This window comes from Pseudomonas sp. E315, from assembly GCF_055406205.1.
The window spans coordinates 1-16,686 of the sequence record NZ_JBUZPJ010000025.1; the positions used below are offsets into that span (position 1 = coordinate 1).

The 16,686-nt window shown below is 55.6% G+C and carries 6 protein-coding genes and 1 pseudogene; 1 reads left to right on the forward strand and 6 read right to left on the reverse strand.

Going from position 1 to position 16,686, the window contains the following annotated elements:
* On the forward strand, window positions 1-765 hold a 765-nt coding region (locus ACZRJQ_RS21595), incomplete at its 5' end, for a hypothetical protein (protein ID WP_463980326.1).
* A 79-nt stretch (window positions 766-844) separates the two neighbouring features.
* Here ACZRJQ_RS21595 and ACZRJQ_RS21600 read toward each other — a convergent pair.
* The 6 genes and pseudogenes from ACZRJQ_RS21600 to ACZRJQ_RS21625 form a co-directional block, all read right to left on the reverse strand.
* Entirely contained in the window at window positions 845-1,915 is a 1,071-nt protein-coding gene (locus tag ACZRJQ_RS21600) for a UvrD-helicase domain-containing protein (protein WP_154905930.1), read from the reverse strand.
* Window positions 1,908-3,506 (reverse strand): ATP-dependent nuclease, encoded by a 1,599-nt coding sequence (locus ACZRJQ_RS21605; protein ID WP_463980327.1) that lies wholly within the window; start codon window positions 3,504-3,506, stop codon window positions 1,908-1,910. The genes ACZRJQ_RS21600 and ACZRJQ_RS21605 overlap by 8 nt, the downstream gene beginning before the upstream one ends.
* Window positions 3,507-3,626: 120 nt before the next feature.
* Window positions 3,627-3,878, reverse strand: a pseudogene (locus tag ACZRJQ_RS21610) (transposase); the annotation flags it as partial.
* A gap of 580 nt (window positions 3,879-4,458) precedes the next feature.
* Window positions 4,459-8,421: an NACHT domain-containing protein gene (locus ACZRJQ_RS21615; RefSeq protein ID WP_463980328.1), complete on the reverse strand. Its 3,963-nt coding sequence runs from the start codon at window positions 8,419-8,421 to the stop codon at window positions 4,459-4,461.
* A 509-nt stretch (window positions 8,422-8,930) separates the two neighbouring features.
* Entirely contained in the window at window positions 8,931-9,608 is a 678-nt protein-coding gene (locus ACZRJQ_RS21620) for a hypothetical protein (RefSeq protein WP_463980329.1), read from the reverse strand.
* Between the two features lie 34 nt (window positions 9,609-9,642).
* The gene (locus ACZRJQ_RS21625) at window positions 9,643-16,017 is read right to left on the reverse strand and encodes a P-loop NTPase family protein (protein ID WP_463980330.1); all 6,375 of its coding nucleotides are present in this window, start codon (window positions 16,015-16,017) and stop codon (window positions 9,643-9,645) included.
* Between the last annotated feature and the right edge of the window lie 669 nt (window positions 16,018-16,686).

Sequence of the window (16,686 nt, forward strand, 5' to 3'; positions counted from 1 at the left end):
TGGCTGTCTGAAAAACGCGATGTCTTCACGCAAAATTTCCTTGATCCGATCAGGAGAAAATTCTACTTCCAGCGAGTACTTTTTTCAGGGGGGATTACCGAGCTTTCCACGACAGACAAGAAATTTAAAGAAAAAATCAAAACCCTAAAAAAAGATAACCGGGCACGCGACGAAATCCTTCGATATATCGAGCTAAAAACCTATAGCTATTCAACTATATTAAGGAACAAGCTTATCCATCATGTCGCAAAATTCTCGGACGACGGCACCATGCTGTTGTGCGAAGACGCAGAAACACCCATAACTTTGGAAGTTGAAAAATTCGGACTACTAAATAAGCTGATCTACACTCTAGCCACCAACCGTTCTAGCACACCAAATTTACTGCAAAAAACCTTGCTTCACTCAGCCTATAGCGACGTATTTGGGAATATTGATCGACAGTACCTGACGAACCTCCCGGAGGCTGAGAGGATTCCAAAGCTCAACTTTAGGTTTGGCCACTATCTGGAAGATCGCTCCGAGGACAGCATTTCTCCTGATACAAGCTTGTTCGAACAGCTTGCTGTCCCACCCAGCTCATGTGGTTATGACAGTGAAGATGAATTCTTGAAGGCCCATCCGGATCCGGATGAAAAAATACTGCAGGGTAACTGGCTATACATTTTAACCTACGAGGGCAGAAAGCTGATTGTCCCGTCAAAAGCTATCATCAGTAACAAGGACGGAACACTGGCTGCCTTTAGTGACTGGGCTCAATGCTGAATTGGTCGCATTTACTCTATATGAAAAGATGTCGCAGGCACCGCACGACCAAGCCAGCGTACGCGAGGCTGGTCATGTGTCAAAGCGCCCAGTACGGAACAACGGACTGCCCTGGTCGATCCAGCACAATCGCTACGCTTTGCTGTGCCCGGGTGACCGCCACGTAGAACGTCGCTGCAGGCCCGGGATCAAGCTGAATGCCTCGCTGCAAAAAGGTTGCGATTGGGCCTGTTGCGATGATGAGCACTCGCTCGTAGGTTGCGCCTTTGGCGACCTTGAAGTTGATATAGTTCAGGTCGAACTCAGCGCCTGACCTTACGTTTACGCGCAGGCACTGGGGGCGGAATCTCTCGACATATGCGAGAACGTTACGCTTGGCAAGCAAAAATACACCGTCGTGATCTGTCGTAACCTCGTTGAGCGACTCCGTTTCTGGGAAGCCCCATGCGGGGTTGAAGATAGTGTCTGAGAATCTCGCGATACCTGGAGAGCAGCGCCAGGTCGTGTTCCGAAATTCGATCTCGATCTCTCCTCTTCTTTGCTTGGCCAGGAACCAAGTAAGAGCCCTAGCGTAGGCATATTGCTTGTTCTTTCTGCTTCTAGGGCTCGTTGAGAGTACCGACTGCCGAATGTCTCCGACCATCCGAATGTCGATGCGGGACGCGAACAGTTTCTCCAGTAACTCCCAGTCCCAGCCACTGAGATCCTGAACCTCATCCACCAATATCTCGTCGTACAGGCTTTCTAGCCGGTACAACAAGGTTCCTTGGCTCTGCTCCACCAGCAGATTGGCGAGCTTCCCAAGCTCAGCGGCATACAGTGCTCCGGAAGGATTGAAGAAACGAGCCTCTTCTGTCGCGAAACGGCTGGGTTGCCCCTCATAGTCGAAACCCTGCACGCGTCTGCCTGGGAAAACAAAGGGCAGAAAAGGCCGGGCAAAATGCCGAATGAGCAGCGTGTACCACCCCATCACCTCCACATTGGTCTGCATACCAACTCTTTTCGCCAGACGCACTGAAAGCTCGTGTTGGTTCCGCTGAGTGAACGTCACCACAAGCACACGCCGAGTAGGCGCCAGTGCAGCGCAGTGTTCGACTAGGCCTTGCGTTTTGCGCGAGCCCGCAACGGCTAGGGTGAGGTGGTTAGCCATTGATGAAGGCTGCTGCTGCGGCCATATACGCCGGCGCTACGATGCGTTGTCTACTTTCCGCGATTCGTATCGCTGCCTCTGTCTTTTCTCGGGTCATCCAGACTTCGAGGCCAGCGTCAGCGCGAAGGCCCAGAATTCCACGCAATACGGCCTCGCCATTGTGATGGATCAGCTGAGGCTCCAATGTGCGTCCTTCTTCCACTGCGCCTATGAATAGTTCTCTGTACTCGCCATCTAGCCATTGCTCGACGGTTTCTCGAAGTGCTGCGGGATCCTGCCCGTCGTTGTCCCTCAAAACTGCGACCCGCTTCCCCAGTCGGGAGCAGAGTTCGAGGCATCGGGCTAGGGAGAGGCTGCGCATGCTGAGGACATCAATCCCGCACGCCATCGGAGGCATGTCATAGAGGTCACGGAAAATCCGCTCGAAAATGATCTCGTCGGATGGCCCCTCGACGAGAACCAGCTTCTCTGCAAGCGCCATTCGAAGGGTATCGTACCCCGGAAGCTTCTTGTAATACCCCACGGTCTCAGGAGTAAGCCCCGTAATGGTTGTGACTGCATCCCGATTGATCAGCAGCAGCGAGTCTAGCCCCAGCCTATTCAGAACGTAGGTGCTGTGGGTGCTGATGAACAGCTGTTGTTCTTCGCCGGCAAGCCGCTCAATGCGGTTTAGGAGCGTGACCATGCTGGTATGGGAAAGGTGGTTCTCCGGTTCCTCGATCATTACCACTCTGGTCCGATCTGCATGCCGGCCCATTGCCAAAGAGATTTTGATAGAAGCCTGCTGGCCTTGGCCGGCCATAGAAAACGGAACATCGTCTATGTGCGGTGAGACGGCCGACTCCCAAGATGTTCTAGAGGTCTGATCCATGGCCACCTTGAGGGGTTGCTGGTGAAGTGACGCTTCCAATTGCCCCAGTCGATCGTTAAGCGCTGCAAGGGCTCCATCCGACATAGCTGATTTCGCCTGCCGGTATTCCAGCGAGATCAAGGCTTTCTCGGAGGGCTCCAGGTGATCGTTCAAGATCTGTCTCAGGTGATAATCTACGCCGCCAAACGTTCTGATCGTGCGTGAGTCGATGATCGCAATGGAAAGGTCTCGCGGACGTCGGGTGAGCTCTGAATCACCAAAATGGCGCCATTCGATCTTGTAGAACTCAACCGGTAGCAGCATCGACGGATCTTCCGTCCACGCCTGAAGCTCTGCGTCGTACTCGGGGTTGGGTACTACGCGGAATACCACCCCTGGACAGGCCTGCGCAGGAATGGCGCTGTTATGCACACCGCAAAGGGCTTGGAGGTCGGGTCGGTTTTCGAGGAACAGCTCAATCTCAATTGTGGGCCAAGTCGCCTCTCCAATCAGGAGATCGGTCAAGAAGTCAGACACTACCGCTTTGTTGAACCAATAGGGATTGAGTTCTTCTGCCGCGGGTCTTCCCCCGATGCGCCCTGTCATCGCTAGGGCAATAGCTCCCATCAAAGATGATTTGCCGGCATCGTTCCCGCCGACAAGCAGATTGACCCTCTGATTCGGTTCCAGCTCAAAGTCTCGATGGATCCTATAACCCTTCACTTTGATCTTCGTGATCATCGTCTTTCCTTGCCAGAGGGCGCCGTATTGATGGTCGGGCGAATGTGGAGAGTGTACAGCGGCTTAACGATGGCGCCACTGAAGGTACTGTCCCCTATTCCCTGGCGAAGTAATGCGCTGTTTTTTTAGTATGTCGCGCTCTTCTTCCAAGCGCCGCATTTGGGCTCGCAACCGTAAAATCTCGCTTTTGGCTTCGAGCAGTTCGCTGTCCTGCTTCTCAGTTTTGTCAGGCGTCACGGATTTAACCCGCTTGTAGAGGCTGTGGGTCGACACGCTGAGGCGCTCGGCTGTTTCCGCAACGGAGTATCCGCGTTCAATGACTTGCCTGACTACTTCGGCCTTGAATTCCGGCGTGAATCGTTGGGTACTCATAGACTTCATCCTATGCTCAAAGCATAGGATGGAGATGTCTACGATGCTGGGGGCAGTCCAAGCAAGCTTGGAGAGTGTCTAGAAAACCCGGGGCGGTTCAGAGGCCATCCTGATCAACGTCCTGCTCCGTTAGAGGCTTGCGGAAGTACTCAAGTAGCGTGCGACGAACATCTTTCTGCGAGAGGTGTCCAGGGTGACCGAACAAATCAGGTAGATCCTGTCGCGGGCACGGCTGGCTGCTACGTTGAACCGCTGTTCGGCGGCATTACCCGACAAGGGATGGAATTCTCCGGGTCTGCGACCATGGAAGTGAAGATGACGTCACGCTCGCTTCCCTGGAAGGTGCTGGCGTCACCGCATGCAAATTCTCGAGCGTGGAGCTCGGTGGCCGGGCAACGTTCACGCATCGGGGAGTCAATGAATTTCGCTTTCTCCATACCACTTAAAAGCGTCACCACTCCGTAATGATTCTGAGGCGCGACTACATCAATCAAGATGGGGCCAAGGATGCCATATTGCCTCTATGCGTGGTTTTGAAAATACCTACTTCCGACGAGTGTCCCTGAAAGATGGGCACCTCTTAGGTGCCCTTGCCTTCACTTCCTTGGGGCAGTTCTGCTACAGCTTTCGTTTTACTTGGTTTTTGGGGTGCCCGTGATTTGGCGGCTTTCGCCTTGTCGAATTCTCTACCCTTACGCATTTTCGCTGCCTGCGCGGCATTGGAGACATCCAGTACCAGCACCGACGTTGTAGCAGCTAGTTCGGCTGGCAGCAGATCTTCCAGTGCCGTCTTCAACGCTTCAGGTTTTTCGGGTTTTATGCCTGCCGGAGACAGCGTCACACTAAGCGCATTACCGAACCAGAAGATCACATAAATGCCTTGACCTTCGGTACTGTTCGCCAATGTATAGGTCTGAAGCTGACCGCTATGCCCATACCAGAGATGTGTATGACTCGTCCGTTTCGCTTCGATCGGCACGGTAAATTGACCGTGGGTAACAAGCAGGTCGGCCCGCGTTCCACCGGATGACGCCGCTTCAGGGGACACCTCGAAGCTACCGAAAAAGCCAAGTTTGTCCCTGAGCTTACCGGCCAGCACGTCTCGGCAATCGTTCTCGACCTTGGGCTTGTTGTTGTCCCAAAAAAGCCTCCACAGGTTGTGTGGAGAAGGCTGCAACTCGGCAGCGACTTCCTCAAGGATCAACAGCACCAAGGCCTTAAGGTCCTGCGCATTGATAGGGCCTCTGCCGCTGAGTACCTTTGCCAGATCTGCCGGGGAGAGTAGCTTCTGCGTTTGCGATCGGATATCTCGCCGGTAGAGCTCAAGCTCGTGCCTGATGGTATCAACCCAGCGTGTGCCTTCAGCGTCCGTGAGCAATTCCAAAAGGATCGTCTCGACGCCTGGTTCATCCGACAACGAAACGGCTTTCAATACTTTCACTGTGTCCGGCCACACGCGCTCAAAGTGCCCCTGCATCAATGGAGTGCGCTGGAACAGGAACTGCAACAGGAGGCGGCTGACGGCCAGCGTGGACGTCGGCGTCTGCCAATAGCTACAGTTGGGATATCCGTCGAAGATCACCCGGTGAATGACAGCGTCCTCTGCCTCGTCAAGGGCATGTACGAAGTCATTGCTGAACACATCCCGCTGCATGCAGACGGCAAAGTATGCCCAGCGCAGGCGGTCAGCGCAGCGCAGATCGCTACCCGTGACCAAAGCATCCGTACCGTCGCCCTGGTTCGACCAATGGGACAGCACATCAGCCAACAGCGGCGTCAGTGCTGACGCTACAACATTCAGTTCAGCCAGCCGAAGCACGCAGTCTAGAAGACTTCCACTCAGCGTATCAGGCTGCTTCAATGCCACCTGCACGGCCCACGCATGTAACGCGGACCGCGCTGGATGCTCTCGCAGCTTGTACAAAAGCGCATTCCAACTGGCGTCCCGCTTATGGGCGAGCTGACAAAAGTAAGCAGGATCGTCTATGAACGATCGATTGAGTTGATCAATGCAGCAGGCCTCTAAGCGTTCCTTGAGATTGGCATCCCGCATCGACACTGTGGCAAAAAGGACCTGGAGAATTCGTCCCGCAGGTTCCGCGGAGAAATCCTGCCCGCTCGCCAAGTGAATTGAAGCAGACGCGGCTGCGATGGCCCCGCTAGCCCCTCGGTCATCTTCATGCTCGCCATTCGACCAAACACGGGCGAGCCCCTCAAGGATGGACTGAGCCAGCGGCCCACCGAACACCTCCCGGAGCGCTTCGACCCCGCTTGCATGACGGCCCGTGATCGGGCGACTACCGCAATAGACTTCTGCTCCCCAATACAAGGCCGCGTCGACCTCGCCTGCGACCACCGAGGGTAACTGCAACTGCCATTCGGCTATTTGACGGACTAACCACTGCTCGACGCTGTCCTGTTGGTGCGTTTGCCGCTTAGATTCTTCTTCGACGTGTAGCCGCACGTATTGCATGCCGGCGTCAGCAGCAGCACCCGGGCTCTCGTGGAGTACCGGGATCAGCCAGTCCGGTACAGGCTCCCCTCGTTCCAGCGCCCAGATACCCACCTGTCTGCCGACGTATGCTGAACCGACGCTGGACATCAGTGGATCGGAGTTCAGCATCAGGCGCACCAGCGTCTCGCTAGGCTTCAAGCCAAGCGCTCGCAGTCCGAGGGCAAGCGACCCGCTATCGGCTACGTCCTGGTCCGCAATCAAAAGCAACGCGTGCAATACCTCCTCGGAGGTGGGTCGAGCGATCAACCATTCTCCGGCAGCCTTCTTGAAGGTTGACTCGGCCCCAGTGATCACACCGGTAGCGACCATCATGTGCGCGAATTCTTTCGCGGTTACGCCCTCGTGCGACAAGGCCGCGATGCACAGCACCGAGGCGAATTTGTGCTCTAGGGCACCCACACCAGCCTGTAGCCGCCAGCGCTTCGGTGCATCCAGAATCAGGGGGCGCCACAAATTTGCTGCCACATGCCAGGCGATGTCCCTGATGGCGTAGGTGCTCTCCATGCGTCCATCTTCCGGCGCAGCCCGCGGAAGAAGTGCTTCATTGGCTCTTTGCAGGCTAGCCAGAACCCGCTCCACGTCGCCGATCACCAACTGTTGCGCAGGGATCGCGCAAAAAAGTTGTGCGATGCTGCGCAAGTGACCGCGCGACGCTTCCCTGGAGGTACAGAGCTCCTCGATCCGTCCCCAAATGTCATCTGCTGAGGTCACAGCATTATGTAGCCAGGCATCAATAGCCTGCTCTCGGCACCATTGCACGTCACTCTGGCGTAACGCGACGCTCCAGCAGGCGTCAGCGGTGGAGGCCAGCGCCGGCCCGGTCGACAACGCTTCAAGCAACATGCTGAGTCGGTGCGTGGACTCCTCCGTTTGCAGCAGCTCAATCACCAACGGCGCGAGGTCCGGGGTAACAAGTCCCACGGAGCAGATCCGCGCCGGTCCCCACTGCTCAGGAGTCCAGCGAAAAAACGGATCGCGTGCCCCAACCTCCTGCAGTACGGTGAAGCGGGAGGCAACGGGAAGTGTGGCCGCATCGCCATGCAGTAACAGCGTTTCCGGGTCGCGCAGGACCAGCCGTTGGGCGTGGTGTAGTGCGCCCTCGTTGACTAGGTGACAGGTGAACCAGGCATAAAGCGCCTTCAGACCTTCGGATGGCAATCCATCGACCGACACCAACAGTGCAACCGCGCGTTCGATATGTAGTCTGGCGCCCCCGAGGGCGCCTGTCACCAAGCGAGCCAGGTAGCGCGCGGCCAGAAACTCCTGGATGCTGCGATGAAAGGGCAGGAAGTCTTCGCCCTTCTTCATGAACAGCGCGGTGCCCAGGACGGTCTCGCGAGCGATCGGGTCAAGCCCCGCGTCATGCACCGCCAGCATGGTGTCTGCGACAGGAGCAGATCGCTGCAAGCCATGCTTTCCGGCCAGGAGCAGGGTCAGAAAGACGCGCCCGGCATGGTCTAGGACGACATCGGGCGCAGGTTCGCCGTCTTGCCGGTCTTCTGCCTTGGAGGGGTTGTGCTCGGTAGCGAAATGGCGTGCACCGGACTCGTACAGTTCGAAACGGGTGAGCGACGGCAACCGTTCGGGCTTCACGCTCATGAGAAACTTCAGCCCCAGTGGGGATAGCACGAAGGGTGTCGATCGCAACGTTTGCAGCGTGGAGAGGAGCGTGATGGGCTCTGAGCAGCCAAACGCTGTGAGCACTGCGATTGCTTCCTCCTCACTGAGAGGTTGCAACTGAGCCACGACGGGAGCCTCGTCAAGGGCAGCCAGCCCCTGACCGAACGCTCTGCTGAGCTTTCCACCCTCGTTCCAGTCCTCCGCTCGACAACTCACTCGCCATCGCATCGACGGTAGCTCTTCTAAGCACTTTGCAATCTCAATGGCGTTCTGTATGGGGACTTCATCGAGAGCATCGATAAACACCGTCGTGGCATCAGAAAGATCTTTGCGGCGAAACCAAAAGGCAGAAATGCACGATTCACCCGCTCGCTCCGCAAAATGCTCGAACGCCACAGTCTTGCCCATGCCAGGCGCGCCCAACAATACAACATAGGAGGCCTCGGCCAGATCACTTAGACGCTGGGCGCCTGCGTACTCGTCAGGGCCTGATGATATAGAGATGAGCCGATCAAGCGGGGCGATTGACATTGCGAAGCGGCACCGAGCGACAAGGGGGTGGCCATCATACGGGATGGCCAGATGACTCCACTACTCTTGACTGGCGGGGTTTGGCTGCAATCCTTAATGTACAAGCTACGAAGTACAAGCCTTACAACGTTTCGCCCTATGGCAGTAAATGGTAGGTGTATAGCTGATGCCGGCTTCTGGCCGTTCTCTACTGGTCACGGCAGGCGGAAGGCGGCAAGAACTGAGCGCGTGCGCTCATGCTCTTCCGACATCAGGAGCGCGGCAGCCTTTTTTTAAAATTTCAGTCCTCTTGTAGCTGTTCGCGACATCTCTTTTCGTACAGAGCCTGGAGCTATGAATCGAGATGAGCTGACTTGTGGAGAACGCGTCGCTCAGGTCATCTACCCTTACCGTAATTCAGATTCGTCCACATCATCCACATCATCCGCCTCAACTACATCATCGGAATCCAGGGACTTACGGCACTGATCAACGAGTGCTGCAAGCTTTGACTGAAAGGTCTCGAGGTTGGATAGGATCACGCGCAGCTCGTCCTTAGGAGCAGGCCCGTCTTTCTCTTCCTCAGCTAACGGTCCTGTTGGCTCCTCCGGTTCAGTGTCAACGTCATCGTCGATAAATTTTGAATAGAAGGCGTCTAGGTCGAAGTCTTCTGAAGCTGGGATGACTAACAGTTTCTTCCACCGTCCCAACTGGTCAGCCAGGAATCGTTCATCTTCCGTTAGTGCATCCCATTCAGCATCCTCGATGGATCGAACCTCTACTGGACGGGCCAACAAGAGTCCGCTCATGACGATCTGTGTGAGCACACCGAACATTTCATGAAGCAGGTCATCTTTCGAATGAGTGCGTCGAAACCGTGCCCAAGGATTTGCCGTAGGCCGCATTGCAGTCAGCAATTCTATCGCGGCCATCTGACCACCCATTGGGTCAACCGATGCCGGTAGAGAGCGGCGGTTTGCCCAAAGCTTGATTATTAATTCCGCAGCTTGCTTTTTTGCTGTCTGTCGAACCGCCCCTTCACCGTTCTCAGCGAGATCCATAAGTTCTGCAAGATGATGAGCCATCCAGCGAGACGCCAATTCACCACGCGTTTCGTTTTCAAGCTGATGGACAATCGCTCTCCCAAGATCCAATACGCCCTTCGGCGGTATAGAGCTGCCCTTCTCCGTCGAGTCTGTAGACCCGAGCGTACGTGGCCTCGGGATTCTGCTCTTCCGAGTCATAGCCTCGTCGACTGCTGCGTCCTTCACGTCTGACCTCCATCACGATGACAAGCTCTAGCCCCTCATTCTGTAGGAGCGCTATTAACTGATTACGCTCGGTCAGCAATCTGCATCCCGAGCTCGAAGGGTACGATTGGTAGTGGTCTTCGTCCGATTCACGGTCACCCCAAACTTCGTAGCGAAACATTGCTGCCTGACCCGGTAACGACCATGCATTCCCGCCATCCGGATCGCATTCCAGTCCGTATTCGCCGATTATCCAGCTCGCTGGCATCCAGCCCACGAGCGTTGCGTTGCCTCGCAAAGGATCTTGACTATCGATTCCGCCATCTGAATACGGTCGGCTTAGCCAGGGAATCATCTGATAATCGCCGTCATCGCCGTCGTAAGCGTCCTCACTCTCGGTCGGTATCGTATAATCCCACGTGCTCTCCATCGTCTGTAAGGCGCGTACCAAAGATCCGCCAAGTTCCTTCTCAACCAGAGCGCTTGAAATAGAAAGTGTCTCAACGCGATCGGCATTAACAAGCCGCCATTCACCGCCGACAAGGATGTGGCCAGGGCAATCGGTCGCTATCAACTCTCCCCGCATGCTGAGCTCGGAGACCTGCTCCACCCAAACAGCTAACGATTCCTCGGATTTCCGCCAGAAGTCAGACCGCAGTGGAACAGGCCCCAAGAGGTCTGCCGACCAGCACGGCGGTTGGGTTAGCATTTGACGTTCGACGCGATTAGGCAGCGAACTCCAGTCCGAGTGTTCTCCCTCAGCGAGCGGCTCGGTTTGTAGCAGCTCGCCAAGGGAACACCATAGCGCGTGCCATTCGAGATGGGTGCTCAGGCGCTCGAGTGTCGGACTCGCACCATGATCATTGCGCGTGAGAGCCCAGTCATGAGATGAGATACGTCCCTGCAGACGTTCTGCCTCGTACGATCGAATTTCGCCAGGATAACCCCAGCGATCAATAATCCAGTTCTCTGCCGTAGTCAGCAGCAGATCTTGGGAAACATTGGCAAAGCTATCAAGCATCGGATCGTACCAATAAGGCACCGTATCCATAGGGTCGAACTGAAAGCGGCGTTCGGGTTCCCCGGAGCCGTTACGGACCCGAGGTGGCCTGCGGCTCGTCCCCGGCAGAGGTATCAACGCTGATCGCCCGGTAGCATTCAATTGTTCTATTTGGGAAGGATCAAGCGCAAGGGCGCCCGCGTCTACCAGTTTGAGGCAAGCATCGCGCGCAAATGAGACAAGAAGAAGATGTGGAAAAGTCTGATCCAACGCGATGGCGAGCAGTAGTGCTCCCGCCTGAACACCTATTTCTGGCAGCTCAGCTGCAATGCGATCCCAGGCAATCACAAACCACAGCCGCGCGGCAATCCAGAAGAAGTCGAGACGAGATGACCGAAAGATTGACTCATCCCGACGGCCGTATTCGTCGATTAGCGCTTTCAGCTCTTCGACAGCATCAAGTCTGGCCAAACGCCGTATCCCGTGAGCTGCGCGCCATCGCACTCGCACGTCATAGTCGCCCAAGCATGCATAGAGGAAACGCGCCACCGATGCGGGAACGTTTACAGGTACATCCCACGGTTGCCAGGTTTGGTCTCGATCTTCGGGCGAGACACGTTCGGCAAGACGGTTTGCGTACCATACGCCAATGACTGACGATGAGTGCGGATCCAGATGCCCTGCAATTAGCCCCGCCAGAGCAAAGACTTGTTCTCCGTCGAACATTTGCCCATGCTGCTCCACACCACGCAAAAGCAAATTTGCTGCTCCATCTGGGGCCAAACCAGTCCACTTCAATGCTTTTGGGAGAGACGTTTCGCTGTGTCCGATGTATCTGGCAAAATCGGGAAGGCGCTCAACGATAACTTCGGGCAATTCCGATGCAGCCCATCTTCGAATGGCCGGTGTATTCCATCGATCGAGCATCAGCAGCATCGTTTCGACCACGCTCGCACCATCTCGAACCTTTAGGTTTCGTAAGACCTTGAGAAAAGCCAAGCGATCACGTATCTCAACGCGTTCCGCAGCAGTTGCAATCAGATCCGATAGCGAAACATATCTATCTGCAGTACGTGCAGTCTGAAGCGCAGATTTCAATGCATTGGCAAAGTCCTCGCCGTTCAGCAGGTTCTCCCGGGTCCAAGTCGTTGTGGAGCGAACTTCACACTCTGTTGTCGCTACTTTCGTGATAACAGGCAGAGAAGAGGCTGTCTCCTCCAGACTTTCAAGAAATGCCTGTCGCTCACGGAGTGCCCTGCTCCATTGCCCCGACCACTTCGCCATCCCACGGCTATTGAGCAGCTTGCTGTTATCACGTTCGTTGTGGCGGACTAATGCGTTCCACGCCGCTTCCTCAAGATAAGATCCTGAGTTAACGCAGTTGGCGACGTGGTCCAATGCTGCATCAGCGATTGCATGATTGCCGTGCACCATCAACTCCAATGCCATTGCCGCAGCTGGGTCTAGTGTCCCCTGGGTGAGTCCAGAGTTGAGGACCGGCGCCAGTGTTTGTGAGAAGTCGACAAGATTGGCATCTTGCCACTTCGCCGTGTTTGCGAGCGCGAGAGGAAGGTCTAAAGCCGCAACAGTTTCCATGACCTCTTTCCAGGGCAGGTTCTCATCGCCGTCGAGACGGACGGCAGCATCAACCAGCACCTCACAAAGATCACGGGCGGCTACTCTCCTGTCCTCGACGTCACCAGTGCCTCGCTTGAAAAGCTGGCCGAGCAAGCGTAGTTGCGCCACGATTTCCCGATCGAGTTGGCTGGCGGCCTCAATTGCATCATGAAAAACAGCATTAGCATCGTCGGGACTGAACGGCAGGAGCAGGCGTGAGTAGGTTAGAAGCGCTTGGGATTTGTCTCGGGCGCCAATGCGTTGAGTGCGCATAACAGAAGCCGCTGTGTCAATATCCACGACAAGTGCGGTCTGCAGTTCTGGGCGCAGCATCATACGCTCCGCAAACTCTATATCCGGCTGCAAATCGGAGGCTCCCCACCTACCATGAATTCGCTTGGCGATGCGTAGAACGAACTCCGCGTCTAATTTACGGCCTACGAGCAATAGCGCGCCACGAGCGGCTGCCATGGCAAGCGCGCTGGCACTGTGATCGCGCGCGAGACGCCATGTGTTGCTCTCTTTGTGCCTCGTCGCTTGTTCCAGAACATTAGCGATTGTGTCGTCATTCTTCCCGGACATCGCTATTGCGGTCGCCGCATAGACGGGATACAGCATATTGGTCAGCTCGTTTAGCTTACGATCTGCCTCTTCTTGGTGATAGGTGTCGCGGCCGCGCTCCTTTTTCTCCGCGGGCTCGGGCCTGGATTCGTAGAGGTCGTCGGGTTTCAACTTCCCGCCGGTCCGGGCCGCTCGGAGTGCGTGCGCTCGAAAGAGCAGATCCATATGACTTGTGTTACTGATATGAACCTTGTCGATTCTCCGGCTGTCAGGCAAAAGCACTACATCCAAGAAACCATCTACAGCAGTCGCAGATAGCGGGTCCGCAGCAAGAAGCTCACAAGATGTCATGGCAACATCCATCATCCATGACCACAAGCTTTCCAGCAGACTGCGTGCACCCTGACGCTTGGGAGATAACATCCAGCGCTTGCAAAAGGCGCTCAGGCTGCTCGTGAGCCTTTTGGTATCCAAGGGAGCACCGGACACCACCAAGGGTACGAGTACAAAAAGCTCTTCCCAGGGTTTGAGATGACGTGTGTCCAGTATTCCCTGAAGCAGACCCGAGCCATCTTGCGCAATCAGCCGCGGAATCAGGCAGCGCGCCACCAGCAGCCGAACCCGCTTCGGCTTCCATTTCCACAGCGACTGCAAAGCAGACTCTGGCCCATTACTGCGAAGCGCTGTTTCGATGCTGGCCGCAACGTCTGCAACTTCAAGCCGCCAGTCGCAATGCTGGTCCTTTTGAATGAGGGCTTTACGTGCAGCCATCCAAGCTTCGATCAATCGCTGCCCCTCATGCAACGAAATTCGATCGCCGTTGAGCGAGTCAATCACTTGTTTGTGAAGCAAGAAAGCGCCGTGGTAGCCGATTTGTTTCGGATCGGTAAGGACGAGCCTCCCAGCAGTGTCAGCAGCGAATCGCACCGCAAGGTCTGGATTATTAGACAGGAGTGCCCGTAGCGCGCGCTCAGTCTTGAGCCCTTCGCCTCCGATGAGCACGAAACGCAGCGCGCGTTGACTATCGCCCGCCTTCCGACAGAAGGAGATAGCTAACCGTAAGCGCGTAAGTTCCGCTTCTCGCCGCTTCACCGGATCATCAATTGCAGCCGGCGAAGGTTCGTGTTCAACGAGATCAAGCAGCTTATTGCCCAAGCCAGACGCAGCGAGTAGACCTGCGACGTGCTGCGCAGCATAAGAATCGCTTTCGCAGCGGCTCATCAGCCAATCAGCAGCGTTCTGGGTTACTTCGCTTAGCATTGACTCCCCCGCTTCGCGGACGAAGTGCTCGAAGTCTTCGTCCGCAAAGGCGACAGTGTTTTCAGTGAGCCGAATCGCTGGTGCCATGTCGGTGCAGATGTCAATCAGCGCTGGCACCTGGATACGAATGATCGCGCTGAGATCTTCTATCGGTACCGGCCGCGCAAGAGCAATGAGCCCTGCACAAAACCTTGGAAGGTCTGTTGCGATTCCGCTTTTCCCCAGGGCTCGCTCAAACTGCTCGCGAAATACTTGGTCCAGAGACCGGCCTGCGGGCAAGAGGCGGTCAATCGCTTTTTCGGGAGGTGCATCACCCAGATCCATAGCATAAGCTTGGACTCTAGGTACTCCCATGGTCAGCCTGTGGAACGCATCGATCCAATCATCTGTTGCAGCCCACTTCCGCTGTACATTGATTTCAGTTTCACCACGGGTAAACGGCTCAATCTCTGAAAGGCTATAACTAGACGGTAGGGCAAGTTCAGCGAGACGGCCTGTCCTTGCCGTAACGATGAACCGGACATTAGGCGGCAAGTCGCCCAGTTCCAAGAAGTCGTGTACAAAGCAAGCCTCAGGCGGTTTGCGTGTTGTCGCAGCCGTAACGGCATTGTCGGCGGCGTCAACGGCAATGACGATCAGCGCGTCTGGATATTCAGACGCGTGCGCCTGGGCTGCGTGGCGTAGGCGATTCGAGAACAGGCGCGGAGGGTCTGATAGCTGGTGACGGCTAAGCAAAATTGGCAGCCGCAGCCTCGTGGCAAGCTCATTGGATAGCTGTAAAAACGCGTCCACATGTCGATGACGCAAAGTAGCGGCATCTAGATAGGTGCCACCTCCATAACAATCGTAAGTCACCATGATCGAATGAGGCGGGAGCATCGCCTCAATTTGCTGCAGCGCAGTCGTCTTGCCGACCCCTCCAGGACCATGTAGACAGACTCGCTGTTTGCCGGCAGCGATCTCGGTCGCAATGTCAGCGACGCTGCTCCGTGGCACCGGTGCATCAACTCGTTCAAGGACAGGTGGGCAAGGGAACAATGCGCCCATCGCAGAGACGCCGAGTTCGAGTAAAACTGACTCCTTCGTTATTAACTCGCCCGCAAATTCGGGACGCATGCGCTGACGAATGAACTGGCGAAGATTAGAGACTGGCGCTTGTAACTCGAGATCGGTCCATCCAGAAATATCAGCGAGCAATTTTTTTTCAATCGCGAAGCGCGATCCTGCTCCACCATTGAATCGAAGAGCCTTTGCAAATTCGGGCAGCACAGATTTGGACAGTCCGGCGGCGAACGCCATTTTTCGCTCGTCCGGCTCATCCTTTCCAGGTCGTTTTCGTGGAGCGGATACGCTACCTGTTGCGAGCTTTGCTGTAACAGTTTTTAACTCAGCCGCGATGGGCTGGTTGGTTACCAGTGATACTTCAACTGTTCCTTTTGGCTCCAGGGCTTGTATCCCAGCCCAGGCTTTTGCCAAGCGATTCAGGACGCTGTCCTCGCGCTTATCGCCGCTCACCATTCGTGCGACGGTCCACGAACTGCGAGGATTCGCGGCGGAATACTTCAGTTGCTCCAACAATATACGATCAGCTTCCTTTGCGTTGCCGCCGCCTTCGTACAACGCGCAATCCACGCCATCCCACGTAGAAGGGGATGACCCAGCTTCGTCACTTGGAGCAATCCCTTCTACAGTCAACGCTTGAAGCGGATCACGGTCGTCTAGAAGGCGGATAGCATGCCGGGCGGCCCATAACTCGTGGAAGTCGTCGCCGGTGTTGGAACCTCGAGCTCCTCTGAAATCACTCACTTGCGTTCCTTGCATCCATCAGTTGATCGCCCAACACCCACAACCGGTGCGGTCGCAGATGGATAGTTTGTTGTTCAGCATTTTCTTCGCACGCTTGAGCAACCGTCAATGGCTCCCAGCACTGTGATGTCATTGCAGAGCTCCCCCGGCACGGTGAAATGCCCAGACACGGAGTACTTCTTACGAGTCGCAGGTGTACATACCCAGAGTACAGCGCGCTGCCTTGATCCGCGCATCGGGTATTTCGGTGATTTGCGCCATTACGCCTGGAGCCATTGCTGCTAGTGTGTTAATCGCCATCCTGCCTGCTGCCACTGTCTATCGGAAACCAGGGGCGATTCAGACGTACCTCCTGTGGAGATCACCTTCCATTACCCACTGGGTATCGTATGAACCTTATTCGCCCTAGGCAACCAACCCATATTCCGCTCGTAGAGTGACCCCGGCGCCCCATACACCGCTTCCACACTCTGAACCTTGCTCAGGCTCCTCTCTGAACCTCCAACCGCGCCTAGGCGCTCCATACCGGTATGTTCGAAATTGGAAAGCTCATCTGACTTATGGACAAGGCTAGTGTGCTGTTTTGAAAATAACTTACCCGCCAGCCCGTGAGGCCATTGCCTCACGGGCTCGCTGTATCTTGTTTAAGATATCTTCTCCCTTCGCATT